20 protein-coding genes are annotated in these 24,785 nt (G+C 71.0%); 13 read left to right on the plus strand and 7 right to left on the minus strand.

All coding sequences use genetic code 11. The features are described 5' to 3' along the window. Positions 1 to 29: 29 nt before the first annotated feature. Genes RWH45_RS16010 through sufB form a run of 5 tightly spaced genes read right to left on the minus strand, consistent with a single transcriptional unit; the run spans position 30 to position 4,114 of the window. The gene (locus RWH45_RS16010) at positions 30 to 359 is read right to left on the minus strand and encodes a metal-sulfur cluster assembly factor (RefSeq protein WP_013586729.1); all 330 of its coding nucleotides are present in this window, start codon (positions 357 to 359) and stop codon (positions 30 to 32) included. A 9-nt stretch (positions 360 to 368) separates the two neighbouring features. Beyond that, complete coding sequence (gene sufC / locus RWH45_RS16015) at positions 369 to 1,139, minus strand: Fe-S cluster assembly ATPase SufC (RefSeq protein ID WP_058625386.1); 771 nt, start codon at positions 1,137 to 1,139, stop codon at positions 369 to 371. Positions 1,140 to 1,178: 39 nt separating this feature from the next. Then, complete coding sequence (locus tag RWH45_RS16020) at positions 1,179 to 1,508, minus strand: non-heme iron oxygenase ferredoxin subunit (protein WP_315995850.1); 330 nt, start codon at positions 1,506 to 1,508, stop codon at positions 1,179 to 1,181. Then, positions 1,505 to 2,695, minus strand: coding sequence for a Fe-S cluster assembly protein SufD (gene sufD, locus RWH45_RS16025; protein ID WP_315995851.1), 1,191 nt, complete (start codon positions 2,693 to 2,695; stop codon positions 1,505 to 1,507). The genes RWH45_RS16020 and sufD overlap by 4 nt, the downstream gene beginning before the upstream one ends. After that, positions 2,696 to 4,114 (minus strand): Fe-S cluster assembly protein SufB, encoded by a 1,419-nt coding sequence (sufB, locus tag RWH45_RS16030; RefSeq protein ID WP_315995852.1) that lies wholly within the window; start codon positions 4,112 to 4,114, stop codon positions 2,696 to 2,698. A gap of 249 nt (positions 4,115 to 4,363) precedes the next feature. On the opposite strand from sufB, the gene RWH45_RS16035 reads away from it, so the two are divergent. From RWH45_RS16035 to RWH45_RS16045, 3 genes are all read left to right on the plus strand, one after another. Beyond that, positions 4,364 to 5,350, plus strand: a complete 987-nt coding sequence (locus RWH45_RS16035; protein ID WP_315995853.1) for a COX15/CtaA family protein — start codon at positions 4,364 to 4,366, stop codon at positions 5,348 to 5,350. A gap of 172 nt (positions 5,351 to 5,522) precedes the next feature. Beyond that, positions 5,523 to 6,014, plus strand: coding sequence for a dinucleotide-utilizing enzyme (locus tag RWH45_RS16040; RefSeq protein ID WP_315995854.1), 492 nt, complete (start codon positions 5,523 to 5,525; stop codon positions 6,012 to 6,014). An 83-nt stretch (positions 6,015 to 6,097) separates the two neighbouring features. Beyond that, positions 6,098 to 6,652 carry a GNAT family N-acetyltransferase gene (locus RWH45_RS16045; RefSeq protein ID WP_315995855.1) on the plus strand — a complete coding sequence of 185 codons (555 nt, stop codon included), beginning with the start codon at positions 6,098 to 6,100 and terminating at the stop codon, positions 6,650 to 6,652. Between the two features lie 70 nt (positions 6,653 to 6,722). Here RWH45_RS16045 and RWH45_RS16050 read toward each other — a convergent pair whose 3' ends face one another. Continuing rightward, a complete protein-coding gene (locus RWH45_RS16050; RefSeq protein WP_315995856.1) occupies positions 6,723 to 7,649 on the minus strand; it encodes a heme o synthase in 927 nt (308 codons plus the stop codon). A gap of 227 nt (positions 7,650 to 7,876) precedes the next feature. On the opposite strand from RWH45_RS16050, the gene tkt reads away from it, so the two are divergent. The 7 genes from tkt to RWH45_RS16085 all read left to right on the plus strand — a co-directional run bounded on the left by tkt (position 7,877) and on the right by RWH45_RS16085 (position 18,817). Next, positions 7,877 to 9,976 carry a transketolase gene (gene tkt / locus RWH45_RS16055; RefSeq protein WP_315995907.1) on the plus strand — a complete coding sequence of 700 codons (2,100 nt, stop codon included), beginning with the start codon at positions 7,877 to 7,879 and terminating at the stop codon, positions 9,974 to 9,976. Positions 9,977 to 9,995: 19 nt separating this feature from the next. Then, positions 9,996 to 11,117 (plus strand): transaldolase, encoded by a 1,122-nt coding sequence (gene tal, locus RWH45_RS16060; RefSeq protein WP_315995857.1) that lies wholly within the window; start codon positions 9,996 to 9,998, stop codon positions 11,115 to 11,117. Beyond that, a complete protein-coding gene (locus tag RWH45_RS16065) occupies positions 11,114 to 12,739 on the plus strand; it encodes a phosphoglucose isomerase-related protein (RefSeq protein WP_315995858.1) in 1,626 nt (541 codons plus the stop codon). The genes tal and RWH45_RS16065 overlap by 4 nt, the downstream gene beginning before the upstream one ends. 2 nt (positions 12,740 to 12,741) lie before the next feature. Beyond that, on the plus strand, positions 12,742 to 14,292 hold the full coding sequence (gene zwf, locus RWH45_RS16070) for a glucose-6-phosphate dehydrogenase (protein ID WP_315995859.1): 1,551 nt from the start codon (positions 12,742 to 12,744) through the stop codon (positions 14,290 to 14,292). After that, positions 14,289 to 15,236: a glucose-6-phosphate dehydrogenase assembly protein OpcA gene (locus RWH45_RS16075; protein WP_315995860.1), complete on the plus strand. Its 948-nt coding sequence runs from the start codon at positions 14,289 to 14,291 to the stop codon at positions 15,234 to 15,236. The genes zwf and RWH45_RS16075 overlap by 4 nt, the downstream gene beginning before the upstream one ends. Continuing rightward, a complete protein-coding gene (gene pgl / locus RWH45_RS16080; RefSeq protein ID WP_315995861.1) occupies positions 15,233 to 16,024 on the plus strand; it encodes a 6-phosphogluconolactonase in 792 nt (263 codons plus the stop codon). The genes RWH45_RS16075 and pgl overlap by 4 nt, the downstream gene beginning before the upstream one ends. Positions 16,025 to 16,285: 261 nt before the next feature. Next, positions 16,286 to 18,817: a helix-turn-helix transcriptional regulator gene (locus RWH45_RS16085; protein WP_315995862.1), complete on the plus strand. Its 2,532-nt coding sequence runs from the start codon at positions 16,286 to 16,288 to the stop codon at positions 18,815 to 18,817. On the opposite strand, the gene RWH45_RS16090 is transcribed toward RWH45_RS16085, so the two are convergent. Then, positions 18,765 to 20,180, minus strand: a complete 1,416-nt coding sequence (locus RWH45_RS16090; RefSeq protein ID WP_315995863.1) for a glycosyltransferase family 2 protein — start codon at positions 20,178 to 20,180, stop codon at positions 18,765 to 18,767. The genes RWH45_RS16085 and RWH45_RS16090 overlap by 53 nt on opposite strands. Positions 20,181 to 20,554: 374 nt before the next feature. Between RWH45_RS16090 and RWH45_RS16095 the strand changes: the two genes are divergently transcribed. Genes RWH45_RS16095 through glmS form a run of 3 tightly spaced genes read left to right on the plus strand, consistent with a single transcriptional unit; the run spans position 20,555 to position 24,755 of the window. After that, a complete protein-coding gene (locus RWH45_RS16095; RefSeq protein ID WP_315995864.1) occupies positions 20,555 to 21,886 on the plus strand; it encodes a nucleotide sugar dehydrogenase in 1,332 nt (443 codons plus the stop codon). Further along, positions 21,883 to 22,947 (plus strand): NAD-dependent epimerase/dehydratase family protein, encoded by a 1,065-nt coding sequence (locus RWH45_RS16100; RefSeq protein WP_315995865.1) that lies wholly within the window; start codon positions 21,883 to 21,885, stop codon positions 22,945 to 22,947. The genes RWH45_RS16095 and RWH45_RS16100 overlap by 4 nt, the downstream gene beginning before the upstream one ends. Then, entirely contained in the window at positions 22,947 to 24,755 is a 1,809-nt protein-coding gene (gene glmS / locus RWH45_RS16105; RefSeq protein WP_315995866.1) for a glutamine--fructose-6-phosphate transaminase (isomerizing), read from the plus strand. The genes RWH45_RS16100 and glmS overlap by 1 nt, the downstream gene beginning before the upstream one ends. The last annotated feature ends 30 nt before the right edge of the window (positions 24,756 to 24,785 follow it).

The following is a 24,785-nucleotide window of genomic DNA, read 5'->3' on the forward strand; positions in this document are numbered from 1 at the left end:
CGAAGGGATGGGCGTTCGAGAGTCGGGTCTCAGATCGCGAAACCGAGGGCGCGCATCATGTCGCGGCCGTCGTCGGTGATCCGCTCGGGGCCCCACGGCGGCATCCACACCCAGTTGATGCGGAAGCGGTCCACCACGTTGTCGAGGGCCTGAGCCGTCTGCTCTTCGAGCACGTCGGTCAGGGGGCACCCGGCCGAGGTGAGGGTCATGTGGATGACGAGCGCGTCGTTCTCGTCGTCCCACGCGAGGTCGTAGATGAGGCCGAGGTCGACGACGTTGATCCCCAGTTCGGGGTCCATGACGTCTTTCAGGGCCTCGGTGACCTCGTCGTACTTCTCGGGAGCGAGGGTTGCGGTCATGTAACGATCTTACGCGTCGATCGGCGTACCGGCCTCGAGGAAGCGGTCGTAGCCCTCTTCCTCGAGTCGGTCGGCGAGCTCGGGGCCGCCCTCTTCGACGATGCGGCCCTTGACCACCACGTGCACGAAGTCGGGACGGATGTAGCGCAGGATGCGCGTGTAGTGCGTGATGAGCAGCACACCGAGGTCGGTCTGCTCCTTCGCGCGGTTCACGCCCTCCGACACGATCTTCAGCGCGTCGACGTCGAGGCCCGAGTCGGTCTCGTCGAGCACCGCGATCTTCGGCTTGAGCAGCTCGAGCTGGAGGATCTCGTGGCGCTTCTTCTCACCGCCGGAGAAGCCCTCGTTGACGTTGCGCGAGGCGAACTTCGCGTCCATGCGCAGGTTCTCCATGGCGCCCTTGACGTCCTTGGTCCAGCTGCGGATCGCCGGCGCCTCGCCGTCGATGGCCGTCTTGGCCGTGCGCAGGAAGTTGGTGACCGTGACGCCGGGGATCTCGACGGGGTACTGCATCGCCAGGAAGAGACCGGCGCGAGCGCGCTCGTCGACGCTCATCTCGAGCACGTCCTCACCGTCGAGCGTGATCGAGCCGCTCGTGACGGTGTACTTCGGGTGACCGGCGATCGTGTACGCCAGGGTCGACTTGCCGGAGCCGTTGGGGCCCATGATGGCGTGGGTCTCACCGGTGCGCATGGTCAGCGTCACGCCGTTGAGGATCGGGGTCGTACCGTTCTCCGTCTCGACCGTCACGTGGAGGTCGCGGATCTCGAGGACAGACATGGTGTTCCTTACTCGTAAAGTCTCTGGTGTCGGCGCGGCTCAGGCCGTCGCCTTGGTGACGGACGGATCGATGAGCACGTCGTCTCCGTCGATCACGACCTCGTACACGGGAACCGGCTCGTAGGCCGGGAGGTTCAGCGGACGGCCGGTCTTCAGCGAGAACGCCGAGCCGTGAGCCCAGCACTCCAGCGTCTCGCCCTCGACGAAACCGTCGGACAGCGAGATGTCGCCGTGCGTGCAGACGTCTCCGATCGCGTGCACGTCGCCGTTGCCGTCGAGCACGACGGCCATCGCGACACCGTCGATCTGGACGCGACGCGCCTCGTCCTGCACGAGATCACTCAGGGCGCAGACGCGCGACGCGCTCACGCGGCGGTCCCCTCGGCCAGCTCGTGCTCGATCGCCTCGATGAGCTCGGTCTCGAGCTCGGGGATGCCGATGCGCTGCACGATCTCGCTGAGGAAGCCGAGCACGACCAGGCGGCGCGCCTCGTCCTCGGCGATGCCGCGGGCCTGCAGGTAGAACAGCTGCTCGTCGTCGAAACGACCCGTGGCGCTGGCGTGGCCGGCGCCCTGGATGTCGCCCGTCTCGATCTCGAGGTTCGGGATCGAATCCGCGCGCGCGCCGTCGGTGAGCACGAGGTTGCGGTTGGCCTCGTAGGAGTCGGTGCCCGTGGCATCCGGTCCGATCAGCACGTCGCCGATCCAGACGCTCCGGGCGCTCTCCCCCTGCAACGCGCCCTTGTAGAGCACGTCGCCGACGGTGTGCGGGCCCTTGTGGTGCAGGTACACCTGCGACTCGAGGTGCTGACCGGCGTCGGAGAACGACAGGCCGTACAGACGCCCCTCGGCGCCGAGGCCCGAGAGCTCGACCGAGGGGTTCACGCGCACGACGCCGCCGCCGAAGCTCACCACGACGTGCGTGAGCTTGGCGTCGCGGTCGACGCGCGCCTGGTGGGATGCCGCGTGCACCGCGTCGTCGTCCCACCGCTGCACCGAGACGACGGTGAGGTCGGCTCCGTCGCGCACGATGATCTCGACGTTCTGCGCGTGGGTCGCGGTGCCCTCGTGTCGCAGCACGACGGTGCCGCGCGAGTTCGGCTGCGCCTCGATGACGACATGAGCGTGCGCGAGGCCGCCGGTGCCGGTCAGACGCACCACGACGGGCTCATCGAGCTCGACGTTCGCGGGGATCCGCAGCAGAGGCGCCTCGGCCTCGTGCGTCCACGCGAGGGCGGCAGGGAGGTCCTCCGGGCGGAAGTGCTCGCCGCGCGGGGCGTCGCCCGCGGCGAGGCGCAGCTGCTCGACCGCGGCCGGCGCCTCGACGTCGACGGTGATGACGCCGGTCGGACCGGCCTCGTCGACGAAGAGCGGCGCGAGCCGGTCGATCGGGCTGAGCTTCCAGTTGACCTCGCGGCCCGTGGGGGTGCCGAAGTCGGCCGGGTCGAACGAGGTCTTCCGCTCCGAGCGCGTCTGCACCGGGACGACGGATGCCACGAGGGCTGCCGGGTCGATGTGACCCTCGGCGGCTGCGGGAGTTTCGGTCGCAGTCGTCACTTAACCAACACTGCCTTCCATGCCCATCTCGATGAGCTTGTTGAGTTCGAGCGCGTACTCCATCGGGAGCTCGCGGGCGATGGGCTCGATGAACCCGCGCACGATCATCGCCATGGCCTCGTCTTCGGGGAGGCCGCGCGACTGCAGGTAGAACAGCTGCTCCTCGCTGACCTTCGAGACGGTCGCCTCGTGGCCGAGCTGCACGTCGTCGACGCGGATGTCAATCGCGGGGTAGGTGTCGCTGCGCGAGATCGTGTCGACGAGCAGCGCATCGCAGCGCACGGTGTTGGCGGAGTGGTGCGCATTGGCATCCACTCGCACCTCACCGCGGTAACCGGCGCGACCGCCACCGCGGGCGATGGACTTCGACACGATCGACGACTGCGTGTACGGCGCCATGTGGATCATCTTCGCGCCGGCGTCCTGGTGCTGACCGGGACCGGCGAAGGCGACCGACAGGGTCTCGCCCTTGGCGTGCTCGCCCATGAGGTAGATGGAGGGGTACTTCATCGTCACCTTGGAGCCGATGTTGCCGTCGACCCATTCCATGGTCGCGCCCTCGTGGGCGACGGCGCGCTTGGTGACGAGGTTGTAGACGTTGTTCGACCAGTTCTGGATCGTCGTGTAGCGCACGCGGGCGTTCTTCTTCACGATGATCTCGACCACGGCCGAGTGCAGCGAGTCGCTCTTGTAGATCGGGGCGGTGCAGCCCTCGATGTAGTGGACGTAGCTGTCCTCGTCGGCGATGATCAGCGTCCGCTCGAACTGACCCATGTTCTCGGTGTTGATGCGGAAGTACGCCTGCAGCGGGATCTCGACGTGCACGCCCTTGGGGACGTAGACGAACGAGCCGCCCGACCACACGGCGGTGTTCAGCGCCGCGAACTTGTTGTCGCCGGCGGGGATGACCGTGCCGAAGTACTCCTCGAAGAACTCGGGGTGCTCACGCAGCGCCGTGTCGGTGTCCATGAAGATGACACCCTGCTGCTCGAGGTCCTCGCGGATCTGGTGGTACACCACCTCTGACTCGTACTGCGCGGCGACGCCGGCGACGAGGCGCTGACGCTCGGCCTCGGGGATGCCGAGCTTCTCGTACGTGTTGCGGATCTCCTCCGGGAGGTCCTCCCACGACTGCGCCTGCTTCTCGGTCGAGCGCACGAAGTACTTGATGTTGTCGAAGTCGATGTCGCTGAGGTCGGCGCCCCAGGTCGGCATGGGCTTCTTGCCGAAGAGCTGGTACCCCTTCAGACGGGTCTTCAGCATCCACTCCGGCTCGGACTTCAGCGAGGAGATGCCGCGCACGACGTCCTCGTTGATGCCGCGCTGCGCGACGGCGCCCGCGGCGTCGGTGTCGTGCCAGCCGAACTCGTATTGCCCCAGGCTCTCGAGCTCTGGTCGGTCGATGAGGACATCGGACATGGTGATCACTCTCCTTCTCGGGCCTCAACGGTGTCATCCGCCCCGACATTCCGGACTCCGGTCGAAGTCCCAGGTTCGCCGCTGGTGGGCCCGCTCGAAGGCGCTGGCTGCGCGCCTAGACTGTCTGTTGTGCGGATCGCGTGAGCGCTGCACACGGACCCTTCGATTCTACAGGCAACACCCGCTCCCGGCATGGCAGTCCCGCTCTCCCGAACGCCGGGACGGCCCCGACGCCAGGAAGCCGCACGCATGCCCTCCGCCCCGTCCTCCCCCTCCCCGTCCCGCGTCCCCGCGGTCCTGCAGCGCCTCGGCGCGTGGCTTCCCACGCGAGTCGACCGCCGGGTGAAGGTGTTCGCGTGGTTGTCGTTCATCGCCGAGGTGCTCATCATCGGCACCGGCGGGGCCGTGCGTCTGACGGGATCGGGCCTGGGCTGCCCCACGTGGCCGCGCTGCACCCCCGACTCGCTCGTGAACACCCCCGAGATGGGCATCCACGGCATCATCGAGTTCGGCAATCGCACACTCACCGGCCTGGTCGGCATCCTCGCCCTCGCCGTGGTCGTGCTCGTGTGGCGCATGCGTCACGAGCGCCGCGTCCTGTTCGTGCTGTCGCTGATCGTCCTCGGCGGAATCATCGCGCAGGCGGTCGTGGGCGGTATCACGGTGCTCACGGGCCTGAACCCCTTCATCGTCGGCTTCCACTACGTCGCCTCGGTGGTGCTCGTGGCCGTGTGCGCCGCCTTCCTGGTGCGCATGTACCAGCCGGCCGGGCCCCGCACGCTGTCGGCGCCCCGCTGGTTCGCCGGGCTCGTGCACGCGACCACCGGCGTGCTGGCGCTGACCATCGTCTTCGGGGTGCTGACCACCGGTGCGGGTCCCCACTCCGGCGACGAGGCCTCGGTGCGCAACGGCTTCGACGCGCAGGTGCTGGAGCACGTGCACGCCTGGCCCGGATACGCCCTGTTCGCCCTCACGCTCGTCGTCGTCGTCGCCGCCTGGCGCCTCCGTCTGCCCGTCCGACGCTGGGCGACCGCGCTGCTGGCGGTCGAACTCGTGCAGATCGCGGTGGGCCTCTACCAGGCGCGCAACGGCCTCCCCGAGATCGCCGTCGGGACGCACATGGTGCTCGCGGCCCTCGCGGCGGCGACCATGACGGTCGTCGTGCTGCGGCTGAAGACCCCGGTCGTCGCCGCCTCGGCCGAGAGCGGTCGCGCCACCGCCGACGCCCGCGCCTGACGCCCCGCTCCCCCTTATACGCTCATAGGGCATTCATCGGCGACCCCTAGGCCCCGCCAGGACCGGTGAGAGAACCTTGACGTTCCGGGTTCAGCCCGGGCATTCCCGATGCCACCGCGTCGGGGAACGCCAGTCCGGTGCCCCCGCGCCGGAACGACAAGGAGTACTCCCCATGAAGACCCGCCCCCGCCTGGTGACCAGCATCCCGTTCTGGGTGCTCGTCGTCGCCTCCCTGGCCGCCATCGCCGGTGGACTCGCGATCGTCCTGAACGGGATCGATGCGATGGAGCAGGTGCTCAACGACCCGAACGCCACCGTCGTGCAGGTCTACGTCGGTCAGTCGTGGGTCGTCGTCGGCGCCGCCGTACTCGGCGCCGGTGCGATCGGCATCGCCCTCGTGCTGGCCCTGGGCGCCGCCGCCACGCTGACCCGTCGCCCCGACGTCGCGATCGAGACCATCGACTGGAACAGCGACGACGAGACCGCCGCCGAGAGCACCGCTCCCGCCGCCCCCTTCGCGCCGGCCACGACCGCTGCGCCCCTCGCGGTGGAGGATGCCGACGTCGAGACCCCGTCGACCGCCACGGCTCCTCCGGCGGCCGCGGCGGCCGCCCGCCACGACGAGCCCACGCTCGACACCGGAGACGACGCCACGCGTCGCTGACGCTGTCCCGGAAGCGCCCGCTCCCCTCGGGGGCGGGCGCTTCCGCGTCCAGGGGCGCCGACGAGCGTGCCTACGCTGAAGATATGTTCACCCTCAGAACGACGCGGGAAGAAGACTGGCCGCAGCTGCGGACGTTCCGTCTCGAGAACGCCACCGACAACCCGGTCTCCTGGACGGCGACGGTCGACGAGACGCTGCGCATCCCCGAAGACGGATGGCGGATGCGAGCCCGACGCGGCGGTCAGCCCGACACCACCAGCGTCGTGGCGACCGACGATGAGACGGGACGCTGGCTCGGGATGATGTGCGCGCAGATCGGCGACGCCCACGGCCTCGAGCCCGTCCTCACGGGCGTCTACGTGACACCCGACGCGCGAGGGAGGGCCGCCGGCGTCACCGACGCGCTCTTCGAGTCGATCCTGCGCTGGGCGGGCTCGCGCGGAACGGTCCTCCGCCTCTGGGTGGCCGAGCACGCCGTGCCCGCTCGCCTGTACTACGCGCGGAACGGGTTCGTCCCCACGGGGCGCGTCGAGGAGCTGCGGGTCCTCGGGCGGGAGCCGCAGCCCGACGACGGCGGGCTCCTCGAGATGAGCCGCCCGCTGACGGGCGCCACCACCCCGGTGGCCGCCGCTCTCTGACCTCGCGGCGCGCAGGTCGCACGTGGCGGATGACGCCGAGGACCCGGCATCCGCACGAGGAAGCGCGTGCTCAGAACGGGAGGAGCGGGTCGACCGCGATCGCCACGAACAGGAGCGTGAGATAGGTGATCGAGGCGTGGAAGACGCGCATCGGCCGCGGCTCGCCGCCGCGCACCGCACGGGCGTAGAGGCGGTGCGACTCGTAGATGAACCAGCCGCCGAACACGAGGGCCGACACGCTGTACACCAGGCCCATCGAAGCGACGGGGATGAGAAGGAGCGAACAGGCGACGGTCGCCCAGGCGTAGAGGATGACCTGCAGGCCGACCTGCGAACCGCTGCGGGTGGCGCCCAGCATGGGGACGTCGACCTCGTCGTACTGCGCGGCGTACTTCATCGACAGCGGCCAGTAGTGCGGCGGCGTCCACAGGAACACCAGCGCAAACAGGATGAACGGCGCCCAGGAGAGCGAGCCCGTCACCGCCGACCAACCGATGAGCACCGGGAAGCACCCCGCGATGCCGCCCCACACGATGTTCTGCTCGGTGCGGCGCTTGAGGATCATCGTGTAGATCACGACGTAGAAGAAGATCGCGACCGCCGACAGGCCCGCCGCCAGCGGGTTGGTGAACACCAGCAGCCACACGGTGGAGAAGACCGCGAGCGTCCAGGCGAACGTCAGAGCCCCCCGGGGCGAGACCTCGCCGGTGACCAGCGGTCGGTTCACCGTGCGCTGCATGTGCGCGTCGATGTCGCGGTCGAGGTACATGTTGAACGCGGCCGCCGAACCGGCGCTGAGCGAGCCGCCGATCACGGTGGCGAGGATCAGCCAGAGGTTCGGCAGCCCGCCCTGCGCGAGGATCATCACCGGAACGGTGGTCACCAGCAGCAACTCGAGGACGCGGGGCTTCGTCAGAGCGACGTAGGCCCGGAGGGTGCGTCCGACGGAGCGGCGATCGGTCGTCGCAATGACGTGCGACGTCGTCGAGATGTCCATCGTCCCCCGGGGTAGCGCGTATGTAATCACCACGATTCTATGCCATCCCCACCACACGCACGGCCGCCTGTCGACCCCCGTCACGAACGGCAACGGCGTCGGTCGTTCTCGCTATGCTGGCGAAGAACGCGCGCCCCGCGCCGACACCCCACCCCCCTCCCACTCCTACGGTGACGAGCGCGGACGTCGGTTTGTGAATCGGGCGCAGGATCGAGAAAGGCACCGTGTTGTCGGACTTCGAATGGGACGAGATCGATCGGCGCGCGGTGGACACCGCACGCATCCTGGCGGCTGACGCCGTCGAGAAGGTGGGCAACGGCCACCCGGGAACGGCCATGTCGCTGGCCCCCGCCGCCTACCTGCTGTACCAGCGTGTGCTGCGCCACGACCCGGCCGACACGCACTGGCCCGGTCGCGACCGCTTCATCCTCTCCGCCGGGCACTCGTCGCTCACCCAGTACGTGCAGCTCTACCTCGGCGGCTTCGGCCTCGAGCTGAAGGACCTCGAGGCGCTGCGCACCTGGGGCTCGCTGACCCCCGGCCACCCCGAGTACGGACACACCGACGGCGTCGAGATCACCACCGGCCCCCTCGGCCAGGGTCTGGCCTCCTCGGTGGGCTTCGCCTACGCCGCACGCTACGAGCGCGGTCTCTTCGACGCCGAGACCCCCGCCGGTGAGAGCCCCTTCGACCACTTCGTCTACGTGATCGCCGGCGACGGCGACCTCCAGGAGGGCGTGACCAGCGAGGCCTCCTCGCTCGCCGGCCACCAGGAGCTCGGCAACCTCATCGCGATCTACGACTCCAACCAGATCTCGATCGAGGACGACACCAACATCGCCTTCACCGAGGACGTCCAGAAGCGCTACGAGTCGTACGGCTGGCACGTGCAGACCGTGGACTGGAAGAAGACCGGTCAGTACGTCGAGGACGTCGCCGAGCTGCACGCCGCGATCGAGGCCGCCAAGGGCGAGACGAGCAAGCCCTCGCTCATCATCCTCAAGACGATCATCGGTTGGCCCTCGCCCGGCAAGCAGAACTCCGGCAAGATCCACGGCTCCGCCCTCGGCGCCGACGAGCTCAAGGCTACGAAGGAGGTGCTCGGCTTCGACCCCGAGCAGCACTTCGCCGTCGCCGACGACGTCCTCGAGCACACGCGCGAGCTCGTGAAGCGCGGCGAGGCCGAGAAGGCCGCCTGGCAGGACAAGTTCGACGCGTGGGCCGCCGCCCACCCCGAGCGCAAGCAGCTGTGGGACCGCCTGCAGGCCCGCGAGCTCCCGGCCGACATCGCCGAGGAGCTGCCCGCCTTCGAAGCCGGCAAGGACGTGTCCACCCGCGCCGCCTCGGGCACCGTCATCAACGCCCTCGCCGCCTCGCTCCCCGAGCTCTGGGGCGGTTCGGCCGACCTCGCCGAGTCCAACCTGACGACGATCAAGGATGCCAAGTCCTTCATCCCCGCCTCGTGGTCGACGCACGAGTGGTCGGGCGACCCCTACGGCCGCGTGCTGCACTTCGGCATCCGCGAGCACGCCATGGGCGCGATCCTCAACGGCATCGTCCTGCACGGACCCACCCGTCCGTTCGGCGGCACCTTCCTCATCTTCAGCGACTACATGCGCCCGCCGGTGCGTCTGGCCGCGCTGATGAACATCCCGACGATCTTCGTCTGGACGCACGACTCCGTCGCGCTCGGCGAGGACGGCCCCACGCACCAGCCGATCGAGCAGCTCGCGACGCTCCGCGCCATCCCGAACTTCGCCCTCGTGCGTCCCGCGGATGCCAACGAGACCTCCGTCGTGTGGCTCGAGATGCTGCGCCGCACCGCCGGTCCCGCCGGTATCGCCCTGACCCGTCAGAACATCCCGGTCTTCGCCCGCGGCGAGGGCGCGGCATCCGGCGATGAGTTCGCCTCCGCCGAAGGCGCCGTCAAGGGCGCCTACGTGCTGGCCGAGGCGAAGAACGGCGAGCCCGACGTGATCCTCATCGCCACCGGCTCCGAGGTGCAGCTGGCCGTCGAGGCGCGCGAGACGCTCGCCGCCGAGGGCGTGCACGCCCGCGTGGTGTCGGCTCCGTCGCTGGAGTGGTTCGCCGAGCAGGACGAGGCCTACCGCGAGTCGGTGCTGCCGTCGTCGGTGAAGGCGCGCGTCTCGGTCGAGGCGGGCTCCGCGCTCAGCTGGGCGGGCATCGTCGGCGACGCCGGCCGCTCCGTCGCGATCGACCACTTCGGTGCGTCGGCCGACTACAAGACCCTGTTCCAGAAGTTCGGCATCACGACCGAGCACGTCGTCGAGGCCGCACGCGAGTCGCTCGCCGCGGCGAAGAAGTAATCGAGAGGGACCGACACACATGAGCACTCCCACCGCAGACCTCGCCGCTCAGGGCGTCAGCATCTGGCTCGACGACCTGTCGCGTCAGCGCATCCAGTCCGGCAACCTCGCCGAGCTGATCGAGTCGCGCAACGTCTCGGGCGTCACGACCAACCCGACCATCTTCGCCGGAGCCCTCTCGAAGGGCGAGGCGTACGAGGGTCAGGTCAAGGAGCTCGCCGCAGCGGGCGCCGACGTCGACGAGGCGATCTTCTCGATCACCACCGACGACGTGCGCGACGCATGCGACATCTTCCTGCCCGTCTTCGAGGCCACGAACGGCGTCGACGGTCGCGTGTCGATCGAGGTCTCCCCCGACCTCGCCCACGACACCGAGGGCACCGTCGCGCAGGCGAAGGACCTCTCGGCGCGCGTCGACCGCAAGAACGTCCTCATCAAGATCCCCGCGACCAAGGCCGGCCTGCCGGCGATCACCGAGGTCATCGGTGCGGGCATCTCGGTCAACGTCACGCTCATCTTCAGCCTCGAGCGGTACGAAGAGGTCATCGACGCCTACCTCGCCGGAGTCGAGAAGGCGCAGGCCGCCGGCCACGACATCACGACCCTGCAGTCGGTGGCGTCGTTCTTCGTGTCGCGCGTCGACACCGAGATCGACAAGCGTCTCGCCGCGATCGGCACCGATGAGGCCGCCGAGCTGAAGGGCAAGGCCGGTATCGCCAACGCCCGCCTGGCCTACGAGCTGTTCGAGAAGAAGTTCTCCGACGACCGTGCCAAGAAGCTCCTGGATGCCGGTGCGACCGTGCAGCGTCCCCTCTGGGCCTCGACGGGTGTCAAGGACCCCGCCCTGCCCGACACGCTCTACGTGACCGAACTCGTCGCCCCCGGCACCGTGAACACGATGCCCGAGAAGACGCTCGAGGCCACGTTCGACCACGGCGTCATCACCGGAGACACCGTCATCGGTGCCTACGCCGAGGCGCACGAGGTGTTCGACCGCCTCGCCGCGGCGGGCGTCGACGTGGCCGACGCCACGCAGACGCTCGAGGACGAGGGCGTCGAGAAGTTCATCGCGTCGTGGCACGAGCTGCAGGACACGGTCAAGACCGCCCTCGACGCCGGAAGCGCCCAGGCCGCCAAGTGAGCTTCGCCGTCAAGGTCACCGGCCACGTCAAGTCGGTGGTCGACGCCGAGCTTCCCGGTCTGACCGGGTCGCTCATCGCGTCGGGCATCACGGCGGGCGATGCGAGCCTGTGGGGCGCGGCTGCCGAAGACGAGGCCTCTCGTCGGCTCGGGTGGGTGCGGGCGGTCTCCGTCTCGCGCCCGCTCGTGCCCGAGATCACCGCCCTGCGCGACGAGCTCGTCGCGCAGGGCGTGACCCGGGTGGTGCTGGCCGGCATGGGCGGATCGTCCCTCGCGCCCGAGGTCATCGCGCAGTCGTCCGGCGTACCCCTCGTCATCCTCGACTCCACGGCCCCCGGCCAGGTGCTCGCCGCGATCGACGGCGACGCCGAGTCGGGCGGACTCGAGCAGACGGTGCTCGTCGTATCGAGCAAGTCGGGGTCGACGATCGAGACCGACTCCGCCAAGCGCGCCTTCGAGGCCGCCTTCCGCGACGTCGGTATCGACCCCGCGGGGCGCATCGTGGTCGTGACCGACCCCGGCTCCCCGCTCGAGCAGTCGGCCCGCGCCGACGGCTACCGCGTGTTCCTCGCCGACCCCGAGGTCGGCGGACGATACTCCGCGCTCACCGCCTTCGGACTCGTGCCGGCGGGTCTCGCCGGCGTCGACATCGACGATCTGCTCGACGAAGCCGACGCGACCCTCCTCGAGGTCGCCATCGACTCCCCCGAGAACCCGGCCCTCGTGCTCGCGGCGGCCATCGCCGGAGGCGTCGCGCACCGACGCGACAAGCTCGGCCTCGTCACCGACGGCAGCCACATCATCGGCCTGCCCGACTGGATCGAACAGCTCGTCGCCGAGTCCACGGGCAAGGACGGCACCGGCATCCTGCCCGTCGTGCTGCTCCCCGTCTCGCCCGAACTCGAGGCGAAGCCCGACGACCTGCAGGTCGTGCGCTTCGTCGACGACGCCGATGCGTTCCACCTCTTCGAGCGCCACACCGGCGAGGTGCTGGTCAGCGGCTCGCTGGGCGCGCAGTTCGTCGTGTGGGAGTACGCGACGGCGATCGCCGGCCGCCTCCTGGGCATCGATCCGTTCGACCAGCCCGACGTGGAGTCGGCGAAGGAGGCGACGCGGGGCCTGCTCGAGTCGCAGCCCGCCCCCACCGCCGCGGCCTTCGTCGCCGACGGCGTCGAGGTGCGCGTGTCCGACCCGGCCCTCGCCGAGAGCGGCACCGTCGCCGGCGTGCTCGCGGCGCTCTGGGCCCGCGTCCCCGCAGACGGGTACGTCAGCGTGCAGGCGTACGTGAACCGTCTCGACCTCGCTCAGCTGTCGGGGCTCCGCGAGCTGGTGGCGGCCGACACGGGTCGTCCCACCACGTTCGGATGGGGTCCGCGGTTCCTGCACTCCACCGGGCAGTACCACAAGGGCGGACCCGCCAACGGGGTGTTCCTCCAGATCATCGAACGCACCGATGTCGACCTCGAGATCCCGGGGCGGCCGTTCACGTTCGGACAACTCATCCAGGCACAGGCCGCGGGAGACGCGAGCGTACTGGCGGAGGCTCATGGCCGTCCCGTCGTCACGCTGACGCTGACCGACCCGCAGGTCGAGGTGCTCTCACTCTTCGAGGCGGCACAGTAAGCATGGTCGTAGAGATCACACCGGGTCACAATCCTCTGCGCGATCCCGAGGATCGCCGACTCAACCGCATCGCGGGGCCCAGCGCGCTCGTCATCTTCGGCGTGACGGGAGACCTGTCACGCAAGAAGCTCATGCCGGCCGTCTACGACCTCGCGAACCGCGGACTCCTGCCCCCCGGATTCGCGCTCGTCGGCTTCGCCCGCCGCGACTGGGAGGACCAGGACTTCGCGAAGGTCGTCTACGAGTCGGTGAAGAAGTACGCGCGCACGGAGTTCCGCGAGGAGACGTGGAAGGAGCTCCTCGAGGGCATCCGCTTCGTGCAGGGCGAGTTCGACGACCCCGAGGCGTTCGTGCGCCTGCGCGACACCGTCGACAAGCTCGACACCGAGCGCGGGACCATGGGCAATCACGCGTACTACCTGTCGATCCCGCCGAAGGCCTTCCCGCTGGTCACCACCCAGCTGAAGGCGTCGGGTCTCGTGGGCGACAAGGCCGAGGACACCTCGGGCTGGCGCCGCGTGGTCATCGAGAAGCCCTTCGGCCACGACCTCGCCTCGGCCCGCGAGCTGAACGAGGTCGTCGAGAGCGCGTTCCCGGCCGACTCGATCTTCCGGATCGACCACTACCTCGGCAAAGAGACCGTGCAGAACATCCTCGCGCTGCGCTTCGCCAATGAGCTGTACGAGCCCATCTGGAACCGCAACTACGTCGACCACGTGCAGATCACCATGGCCGAGGACATCGGTGTGGGCGGTCGTGCGGGGTATTACGACGGCATCGGCGCGGCGCGCGACGTCATCCAGAACCACCTCCTGCAGCTGCTCGCCCTCACCGCGATGGAGGAGCCGATCAGCTTCAACGCCGCGGACCTGCGCGCCGAGAAGGAGAAGGTGCTCGCCGCCGTCCGCCTGCCGGAGAATCTGGCCGAGGCCACCGCGCGCGGTCAGTACGCCGGCGGATGGCAGGGCGGCGAGAAGGTGCTCGGCTTCCTCCAGGAAGACGGGATGAACCCCGAGTCGGTCACCGAGACGTACGCGGCGATCAAGCTCGAGATCAACACGCGCCGCTGGTCGGGCGTGCCGTTCTACGTGCGCAGCGGAAAGCGCCTGGGACGCCGCGTGACCGAGGTCGCCGTGGTGTTCAAGCGGGCGCCGCAGCAGCTGTTCTCCCGCAGCCAGACGCAGGAGCTCGGACAGAACGCGCTCGTCATCCGCGTCCAGCCCGATGAGGGCGTCACGATCCGGTTCGGATCCAAGGTCCCCGGCGACGGCACCCAGGTGCGCGACGTCACGATGGACTTCGGCTACGGCCACGCCTTCACCGAGGCCAGCCCGGAGGCCTACGAGCGTCTGATCCTCGACGTGCTCCTCGGCGACCCGCCGCTGTTCCCGCGGCACGAAGAGGTCGAGCTCAGCTGGAAGATCCTCGACCCGATCGAGGAGTTCTGGGCCGCCGAGGGCGGTCCCCTCGAACAGTATTCGCCCGGGTCGTGGGGGCCGGCATCCGCCGACGAGCTCCTCGCCCGCGACGGCCGCACCTGGAGGCGCCCGTGATCATCGATCTGCCCGACACCACCGTCAGCGCGATCTCGAAGAGCCTCGTGAGCGTGCGCGAAGAGGGCGGCGCCGTCGCCCTCGGGCGCGTGCTGACGCTCATCATCGTCACCCACCACGGTGCCGAGGAAGAAGTCATCGAGGCCGCGAACGACGCCTCGCGCGAGCACCCGATGCGCGTGATCGCCGTGTTGTTCGGCGACGAGGACGAGGAGCCGCGCCTCGACGCGCAGATCCGCGTCGGCGGCGACGCCGGTGCGAGCGAGGTGGTCGTGCTCCGCGCCCACGGCGCGGCCGGCTCCAACGCCGAGAGCCTCGTGACGGGCCTGCTCCTGCCTGACGCGCCCGTCGTGGCGTGGTGGCCGGCCGAAGCCCCCGAGAACCCCTCGCGCTCGGCCATCGGCCGCATCGCCCAGCGTCGCATCACCGATGCCTCGTCGCAGGCGGATCCCGCTGCCTGGGTCGCGCAGCTCGGCGAGCACTACGCGCCCGGCGACACCGATTTCGCCTGGACGCGGGTCACCCGGTGGCGCGAGCAGCTGGCCGCCGTGCTCGACCAGCCGCCGTTCGAACCGGTCACCGCCGTCGAGGTGCGCGGTGCGGCCGACTCCCCCTCCACCGCCCTGCTGGCGGCGTGGCTGGGCATGAAGCTCGAAGCTCCGGTGGATTACGCCTACCTGCCCGCCGACGAGTGGGCGAGCGGCATCAAGTCGGTGCGCCTCACGCGCCCGAGTGGCGACACGCTCCTCGAGCGTCCCGAGGCGGGCATCGCGGTACTCACGCAGCCCGGGCAGCCCACGCACGACCTCGCCTTCCCCCGCCGCACCCTGCGGGAGTGCCTGGCGGAGGAGCTGCGACGTCTCGACCCCGACCTGCTCTACGGGCGGGTCATCACCGAGGGGCACGACCTGCTGCTCGCGGCGAGCGAGCAGGACGCGTCATGACCGACAACGGCTCGGCCAAGCGCGTCATCATCAAGCGCGACGCCGACACGCTCGCCGAGTACGTCGCGACCCGCTTCATGAACCGGATCGTCAAGCGCGTCGCCGAGGGCAAGCGCATGCACGTCTGTCTGACCGGCGGGACCATGGGCGCAGCGGTGCTGCGCACCGCGGCAAGCGATGCGCGCGTCGCCGACGTCGACTGGTCGCTCGTGCACTTCTGGTTCGGCGACGAGCGCTTCGTTCCGCGCGATTCCGACGACCGCAACGAGAAGCAAGCGCGCGAAGCGTTCCTCGACCACCTCGACATCCCGGCCGAGAACATCCACGTGGTCGCCTCGAGCGACGACGGACTCGACCTGGATGCCGCGGCGATCGCATACGCCGACGAACTGGCGCAGTTCGCCCCCTCCGACCGCAGCGAGACCGGCCCCTGGCCGTCCTTCGACATCTGCTTCCTCGGAGTGGGCCCCGACGCGCACATCGCCTCGCTGTTCCCCGACCGGCCCGAGATCTCGGTCACCGATCGCGCCACCGTGCCGGTGCGCGATTCACCGAAGCCGCCGAGCGACCGCGTCTCGCTGACGCGACCGGTCATCAACTCCTCGAAGCGCGTGTGGATGGTCATCGCCGGCGCCGACAAGGCCGCAGCCCTCGGGCTGGCCCTCGCCGGGGCCAGCTATCAGAGCGTCCCCGCGGCGGGCGCGAAGGGCCGTCGTCGCACGGCCTTCTTCGTCGACGAGGTCGCCGCCGATCAGGTTCCGCCGCAGCTCATCGATCGCGAGTACTGACCTCCGGTACCCCCGCCCGCGCACTCCGACCACGCGAGTTGTCACGCCGCGGCTGCGGCGAGAAGACTTCGTCGGCGGAACCCTGACGGCACGAGGGGCTCGGATGCCCGGCATCCGGGCCCCTTCCGTGCGAACGGGGAGAAATCCTCCGGCTCTTGTCTTCGACGGTGCGGCGGCTTACCCTTCCTGCAGGGGGGGCATCCTGAACCGGCGCGACGATCGTGATCGTCGCCCGCCGGTTCGCGCGAGAGGGAGCGTGGGATGCCATTGTTCGGTCGCGGGCGCGAGCTCGATATCGCACGGACGACCGTCGGACTGCGCACGGGAGCCGCGTGCGTGTTCGTCGGCGAGGCGGGAATGGGCAAATCGGCCCTGGCGGCCGAACTCGCCCGGGAGCACCGGGCGAACCTGGTCGCCGTCAGTCCGAGCGAGCGGATGTGGCCGTACTCGGGCCTGTCGGCCGTCGCCGCCGGACTCGGCGGCGCGCGCGGCGCCGCGATCGACGGCATCCTGGACCGCGGTCGCGATTGGCCGGAGCACCTGATGGCCGAGGAGGTGAGCCGGACACTGCACCTCATCCGCGACGACGCGGGCGTGCTCGTCATCGACGACCTCGATGAGATGGACGGTGCGAGCCTCACGGTGCTGTCGTACGTGTTCGGGCGTCTCCGTGGCACGGGGGTCACGATCCTGGCCACCGTGGGGCCCCCCGGGCACCGCCACGAAGTCGCCGCGCTGCCGCACGTGCGCCTCGAGCCCCTCGCCTTCGAGGCCGCGTCCGACCTCGCACGCGAGATCGTCGGTCCCGCGAGCGCGGCCGCCGTACGCCACCTCGTCGTGATGTTCACCGGCGGCGACCCCGGCGTGCTGTCTCGCGTGCGGCTGACGGCGGCGGAGGCGGCGGGTGAGGACGCGCTGCCCCTCCCGCTGCGCCTGTCGGACGACCGGAGCGGTCGCCCACGGCGCGAGGCATTCTCCCCGCGCGGCGCACGGGCGGACGCGGTGCTCGACCTGCTGTCGATCGGTCCCGTCTACGACTACGCGCGACTGCGCCTCACCGCCCTCGCCGAGGGCGCCGACGTCGACCAGCTCATCGACGACGGCACGGTCCGCGTGCACGACGACCTGGCCCGCATGAGCGATCCCGCGCTCCGTCTGCGGCGACACGCGGCGATGGCGCCGGAGGACCGGCGCCGGCTGCACGCCCAAGCGGCCGACGATCATCGCGACCGCGACCGTGCCACCCAGCTGTGGCACGAGAGCTATCTCGAGCCCGACGGCGACCGCGGTTCGCTCCTCGCCGCGGCGGTGGGCTTCGCGCGCGCCGGGGAGACGGCATCCGCTGTGGAGTTCGCCGAACGCGCCCTGTCGGGTCGACTCGACCCCGAGGGCCGCACCCGAGGACTCGTCGATCTCGGCGGCGCGCTGGTGCTCCAGGGGCTCGACCTGCTCGGACAGCACTATCTGCGGCGCGCGGGACGCAGCGACGATGCCGCCGTCCGTGTGCGCGCGGCGATCGCCCGCCTGCGCGCAGGGGCGAACGTCGACCACGTGATCGACGACGTCCTCGTCCGCGTCGACGCCGAGGGATGGACCGCCGGTGTGGAGCGCCTGCTCTGCGAGAGCGCCCGACTGCATCTGGGGCGCGGGGAGCTCGCCGCGGCGCTCGAGGCTCTGGACGCGATCGCCGCGGCAGGTGCCGCGTCGACCGAGACCGCGATGCTGCGCCTGCTCGTCGCCGAACTGGGCTGCGGCGCCCCGGCGCCGGGTCGCGACGTGCCGCCGCCCCTCGACCCGGCCGTACTTGCGGCGGATGCACCGGTCGAGATCGCCTCGCTCTCGGCGAGCGTGCGCATGCTGCGCGAGGAGTACGCCGCGGCGCGGCGTCAGGCGACCGAGCTGCTGGAGCGCGTTCCCCGGGTGGCCCCGTTGTGGCGCGAGCGCGTCCTGCGCCTGCTCGTGGTCTGCGAGGTGCGGGGCGGCGACGCGTCGGCGGTGCGCGAGGCCGTCGCGGCCTGGCGCCACGAGTGGGCCCCGGGCCGCGCGGAGGACGCCGCGACGACCCTGTTGTGCGCCGAGGCGGCCGCAGCCGACCCTCTCGACGCGCGCGCGGGCGACCTGATCGCACGGGGACGCCACCTGTGCCGGCGTGAGGGGACGACGGCCCTTCTGCCGTTCTTCGCGGCGCTGGAGGGGAGGCTCGCCCTCGCCGAGGGACGGTACGAGGATGCCGTGGACCTGCTCCGCGGGGCCGGCGACGCTGCTGCGACGCATGATCCGTCGCTGCTGCGCATCGACGCCGATCTGATCGAGGCGCTGTGGCTGACCGGGCACGAGGCCGAGGCCCGCCGCGAGCTCGCGCGGTTCGAAGCGGCCGCGGCCCGGCATCCGCGCCGATGGACGACCCTCGCCGTGGCGCGATCCCGCGCCGTCTGCCGCTCCGCGGAGGACGGCGCGCGGGCGTTCCGCGACGCCGACGCCGTCCTGCGCAGCACCGACGCCCCCTCGGAGCATTCGGCCCTGCACGCGACGCGCGAGCGGTGCCTGCCGACGGCGGACCGCTCCCCCGCGGCGCGCACGAGCACGATTCCGGCGCGCGGTCGCGCGCTGTCGCCGCAGGAGCAGGAGGTCGTGGCCCTGGTGGAGCAGGGTCTGCGCAACCGCGAGATCGCGTCGGCGCTGTTCGTCTCGCTGCGCACGGTCGAACTGCGCCTGACGCGCGTCTACCGCAAGCTCGGCGTCACCTCGCGCGTCCACCTCGTCTCGCTGCTGCGCGGAGCGGCGACGCCCTGATCGCGCCGGGCGACGGCGTCGCGGAGGTCCGGCGCCGGAACTCGCGACGAGGGGCCGACACGGATGCCGAGGTCACGGCATCCGCTCCCCCCGCTGCCGGCGCGACAGCGGCCGGCCGGCGGTCCGGGCTGCGCCAGCGCCCGTCGGAGGGACGCCCCCACGCCGACATCAGCGCCCGCAGGCACAGCAGCGCGTCCCACACCCGCAGCAGCGGGAACAGCAGCATCCACACGCGCGGCCGGGTGCGCGAGAGGGCGCAGGCGAAGACCGTCATCAGCGCGTCCACGAGCAGGAAGGCCAGCGCGAGCGGACCGACCGGCAGAGCGGCCGACAGCGCCGCCGCGGTCTGCGCCGCCGGTCCGGTGAGGACGGCCGCTGCCACGGCCGCGAGACCGGCGAACAGCAGCACCGGAAGCGCCGCGGCGAGCACGAGACTGGAGACGACGGTCTCGATCGCGAAGACGCCCACCGAGGTCCAGAACAGCCCGTAGCGCACACCGTGCCGCCGCACCGTCTGCCAGAAGCCCAGGCTCCACCGGCGCACCTGTGCGGTGTAGTCGCGCAGGGTCGCCGGGTCCTGCGTTTCGGCCACCGCACAGCCGGGATGGAAGGCGATGCGCCCCAAGCGCTTCGCGTGCACCTCGAACGTCATGTTGAAGTCCTCGATCGAGAGCCCCGGGGCATCGATGTCGATGCGGTCCAGCACGTCGGTGCGGTAGAGGCTCGCGAAGCCCGGCACGATCGCCACCGCGTCGGCGCCCCGCGCAGCCTGGCCGAACTTGTGCAGGTACTGGGTGCAGACGTAGGTGCGCTCGCGATACGCCGTGAGCACGCGGCCGACGACGGTGCGCGGGGTGTCGGCCGCGGTCGTGGCGCGGCCCGCGACAGCGACCACCCCGTCGTCGGTGAACAAGGGGAGGGCGGTGCGCAGGTAGTCCGGGCGGGGGCGGGAGTCGGCGTCGAGCAGGAGCAGGAGGGGGAAGCGGGCGGCGATGCCGAAGCGCTCGAGCCCGGCCCGGATGGCGCCGGCCTTGCCGCGGTTCGGAACGAGGTCGACGGCCGTCGCTCCGGCGCGTCGCGCCCGCCCGACGGTGTCGTCGCTCGACCCGTCCGAGACCACGAAGACGTTGCCGGGCGGAACGAGGCGTCGCGCGGCGCCGACCGCCTCCGCGATGACCAGCTCCTCGTTGTGCGCCGCGATCAGCACGGCCACCTCGTCGGACCGGTAGAACATCGACGGTGCGCCCCACGGCGACGCGATGCGGGACTCGGCGAGCAGGCGCAGGATGCCGACGGTCCCCCACGCCAGCGTCGACACGCCCACCGTCGCGACGGCGATGACGACGGCGAACGTCACGGTCACGGCATCCGCCCCTCGTCGGCGGCGCGCGAGGGGGACACGGCAGGGGGGCGTGCGAGGTCGTGCGCGGGCAGGGCGGGGCTCACGGGGTCCTCCTCTTCGGGTCGAGGCTGCGCCCGACGGTACGCGCAGAACGGGCCCGCGGCGCCGCAGCCGGCCCGCACTCGTCGATGCGGTTTCCCGCACGGCACGGTGCGGTCGGCGGTATCCCGCACGATCCGCCCGGCGTCCTTGACCATCCCACCGGTCCGCATCAGTGTGGGCCCCGGATCAGCGCCGACCCACCCGATCGGCCGCCTCCCACCCGCACCACCCGAATCGTCCGAGGGGGCCTGGCCCCCCATCGCCCCCTCGGACCCCGCTGTTGGAGGATGACGATGTCCACACTCGATGTGCGCGCCGAAGCGACCCCCGTGTCGCCGCCCCCGGTCGCCGCCGCGCCGCCCCGATTCGACTTCGACGTCGCGATCGTCGGCCTGGGGTACGTGGGGCTGCCGACGGCGCTGGCCTATCACGCCAGCGGCTCTCGCGTCCTGGCGCTCGACGTCTCATCGCGCCGGCTGCGCACGATCGCCGCCCGCGGCGCCGACCTCATTGACACCGATCGAGAACGGTTGGATGCCGCGCTGCGGCGTCCCGGCGCGTTCCGCCTGACCGGTGACGTGACCGAGCTGTCGCGGGCGGCCGCCATCGTGGTGTGCGTCCCCACGCCGGTGGACCACCAGCAGGTCCCCGACCTCGCTCCCCTGCGGGCCGCGTGCGCCACCGTCGTCGCCGCGGCCCGCCCGGGGCAGCTCGTCATGCTGACCTCCACCACCTACGTCGGCTGCACGCACGACCTGGTCGAGCAGCCCTTGCGCGAGCGGGGGTTCGAGATCGGCCACGACGTCTTCGTCGCCTTCAGCGCCGAGCGCATCGACCCCGGCAACGTCGGCTTCGCGCAGGAGGTCGTCCCGCGTGTCGTGGGCGGGGCCACCGCCCGCTGCGAGGAGCAGGGCGCGCAGCTGCTCGCACGCTACGCCGCCCGCGTCCACCGGGTCTCCTCCCTCGCGACCGCCGAGATGACGAAGCTGCTCGAGAACACCTTCCGCGCGGTCAACATCGCGCTCGCGAACGAGTTCGCCGACATCTGCGGCGCGCTCGACGTGCCCGTCACCGAGGTGATCGAGGCGGCGAGCACGAAGCCCTACGGCTTCATGGCGTTCTATCCCGGCCCCGGGGTGGGCGGGCACTGCATCCCGTGCGATCCGCACTACCTGCTCTGGCAGCTGAAGGCGCTGCACGTCGACGCCGGCGTCATCACCGAGGCGATGACGCGCATCGCCGCCCGTCCGCGCCGCGTCGTCGAACGCATCCGCGACGTGCTGGGCCGCGCCGGCAAGGGCACGCTCGGGGCCCGCGTCCTGGTGGTCGGGGTGACGTACAAGCCCGACGTCGCCGATCTGCGCGAGTCGCCCGCCCTCGAGATCATCGACCACCTGATCGATGTGGGTGCCGAGGTGCAGTACGTCGACACCCACGCCCCGCACATCCACCTCGACTCGGGGCGCGAGCGCGATTCCCTCGCCGACCCGGGCGGGTTCCATCCCGACGTCGTGCTCGTGCACACGCGGCATCACGACTGCGACCTGGCGTGGCTCGACGGCGACGCCCTCGTGGTCGACGGCACCTACCGCAGCACCGACATCGCAGGGCGGGTGCTGCTGTGAGCGGCGTCCCGGTCTTCCCCGCGTCGGCGGGCGGACGCACGCGCACGCTGGTCACCGGCGGCGCCGGCTTCGTCGGCAGCCACCTCGTCGAGCACCTCCTCGCGGCCGGCGACGACGTCGTCGTCCTGGACGACCTCTCCACCGGGTCGGCGCGCAACCTGGCCGGTGTCGCCGACAACCCCCGGCTGGAGATGATCCACGGATCCATCCTCAACAGCAGGACCGTCGCCCAGGCGATGCACTCCTGCGATCGGGTGTTCCACCTCGCCGCCGCCGTCGGCGTCAAGCTCATCGTCGAGCAGCCGCTGCGGGGCCTGCGCATCAACATCCACGGAACCGAGAACGTGCTCACCGCGGCGATCGAGCACAAGGCGTCGGTGCTCCTGGTGTCCACGAGCGAGGTCTACGGCAAGAACACCGCCGACCGCCTGCGCGAGGATTCCGACCGCGTGCTGGGCGATCCCCTGCTCTCGCGGTGGACCTACGCCGGCGCCAAGGGGATCGACGAAGCCTTCGCCAAGGCCTATTGCGATCAGGAGGGGCTGGACGTCGCGATCGTCCGCCTGTTCAACACCGTGGGTCCGCGTCAGACCGGCCGCTACGGCATGGTGCTGCCCAACCTCGTCGGCCAGGCGCTGCGCGGGCACCCCCTCACGGTGTTCGGCGACGGCCTGCAGACGCGCTGCTTCTCCGCCGTCGAAGACGTCGTCCCCGCCATGGTGCGCATCGAACGCGATCCCCGTGCCCGCGGACAGGCCTACAACCTCGGCGGGTCGCGGGAGATCTCGATCCTCGACCTGGCGCGCGAGATCATCGCGACCCTCGACAGTCGCAGCGAGATCGAGCTCGTCCCCTACGAGCAGGCCTACGCCGCCGGTTTCGAGGACATGCGTCGCCGCGTCCCCGACAACACCAAGGCGCACGACCTCGTCGGCTACGAGCCCACCACCCCGCTCACCACGACCATCATGCGCGTGGCTGCCGATCTGCTCTCTCGGGAGCGTCTCGGGTCGGATGCCATGCCCCTCGCCGGCGCCGGCTCGTTCCGGGGCGTCGTCTGATGTGCGGGATCACCGCCTACCGCGGCCCCGCCGCCGCGGCATCCCGTGCGCGTTCCGCCCTCGAACGCCTCGAGTACCGCGGCTACGATTCCGCCGGGATCGCCGCGCGACGGCCCGACGGCACCACCCTGCACGCGCGTACTCTCAGCGGCGTGGCGGCCCTCGCCGTGGTCACCGGAGAACAGAGCACGGATGCCACGACCGCGGCCATCGGGCACACCCGGTGGGCCACGCACGGAGAGGTGAGCGAGGCGAACGCCCACCCGCTGGAAGACTGCAGCGGCCGGCTCTACGTGGTGCACAACGGCATCATCGACAACGCCGAGGTCCTCCGGGCGCAACTCGTCGCCGCCGGGCACCGCTTCGCCACGGGCGTCGACAGCGAGGTGATCGTGCACCTCATCGAGCAGGCTCAGCGCCCCGGGGTGGGACTCGGCGACGCGCTCGCCGACGCGGCCGGCCACCTCTCGGGCTCGTGGGCGGTCGTCGCCCTCGACGCGCGCACCGGGACCCTCGCGGCGACGGCGCACGGCTCCCCCCTCATCTCCGCCCAGGACGGCACGGGCACCTACCTCGCGAGCGATGTCGGGGCGGTGGCTCCCGAGGTCACCGAGTTCCGCGTGCTCGAAGACGACGACGTGGTCGAGATCGACGCCGCGGGCATCCGCTGGCACCGCGCCGGGGGCAGCTGCCGACCGCGCGGGCTGTGGCCGGTCCCCCGCACGGCGCTGCTGGCCAGCACCGGTCGCCACCGCGACCACATGGGCAACGAGATCGACGAACAGCCCGTGGTCGCCCGCCGGGTGCTCGAGGCCCTCGGCCCGGGCATCGTCGACGGGTCGCTGTGGCGCGGCCTGGGCCTGCCGTCGCTCGACGACATCGACCGGGTCACGGTGATCGGCTGCGGCACGTCGCTGCACGCCGGTCGCGCCGTCGCGGGGGTCTTCGGGCGTCTCGGCGGTCTGCCCACGCGCACCCTCGTGGCCAGCGAGGCCGCGCACGAGGTGTGGGAGCCGCGCACCCTCGTGATCGCGATGAGCCAGTCCGGCGAGACCGCCGACGTCTTGCGCGCCCTCGACGCCCTGCCGCCCCGGCACGGCACCCTGCTCGCCTTGACCAACAGCTCCTCCTCCACCCTGGCCCGCCGCTCCGACGCGGTCATCGACTGCCTCGCCGGCCCGGAGGTGGGGGTGGCCGCGACCAAGACGTTCGTCGCGCAGGTGCTGACCGGGGTCTGCGTGGCCCTGTCGGGACTGTCCGCCTTCGACCGCGCCGACTCGGCGTGCCTGGGCGCAGACCTCCGCGCCCTGGCCGCGACGCCCGATGCGCTCGCCGCCGCCCTCGACGCCTGGCGGGGACCCAGCGCGCAGCTGGCCGCCGAGTACGCCCGGGCGTCGGGGTTCCTCTTCCTCGGCCGCGGCGCGGGTCTGATCTACGCCGCCGAGGGTGCCCTCAAGCTCAAGGAGCTGTCGTACCGCTGGGCGGAGTCCCACCCCGCCGGCGAGCTCAAGCACGGTCCCCTCGCCCTGGTGGATGCCGGCACCCCCGTGTTCGTGGTCGACAACGGCGATCCGCGGCTCGATGTCGACATCGCCGAAGTCGCCGCACGCGGAGGTCGCGTCATCCGGATCGGCGAACGCGTGCTCACCGTGGGCGGAGTGCCGCTGCATCTGCCGCGCACCGGACCCTCGTGGGGACCGCTCGAGACCGTGGTTCCGCTGCAGATGTTCGCGCGCGAGCTCGCCGTGCGTCTGCATCGCGACGTCGACAAGCCCCGCAACCTCGCCAAGTCGGTGACGGTGTCGTGAACCCTCCGCACCCCCCACGAAAGGCAGAGC

The organism is Microbacterium galbum (genome assembly GCF_032464915.1).
GTDB lineage: Bacteria > Actinomycetota > Actinomycetes > Actinomycetales > Microbacteriaceae > Microbacterium > Microbacterium galbum.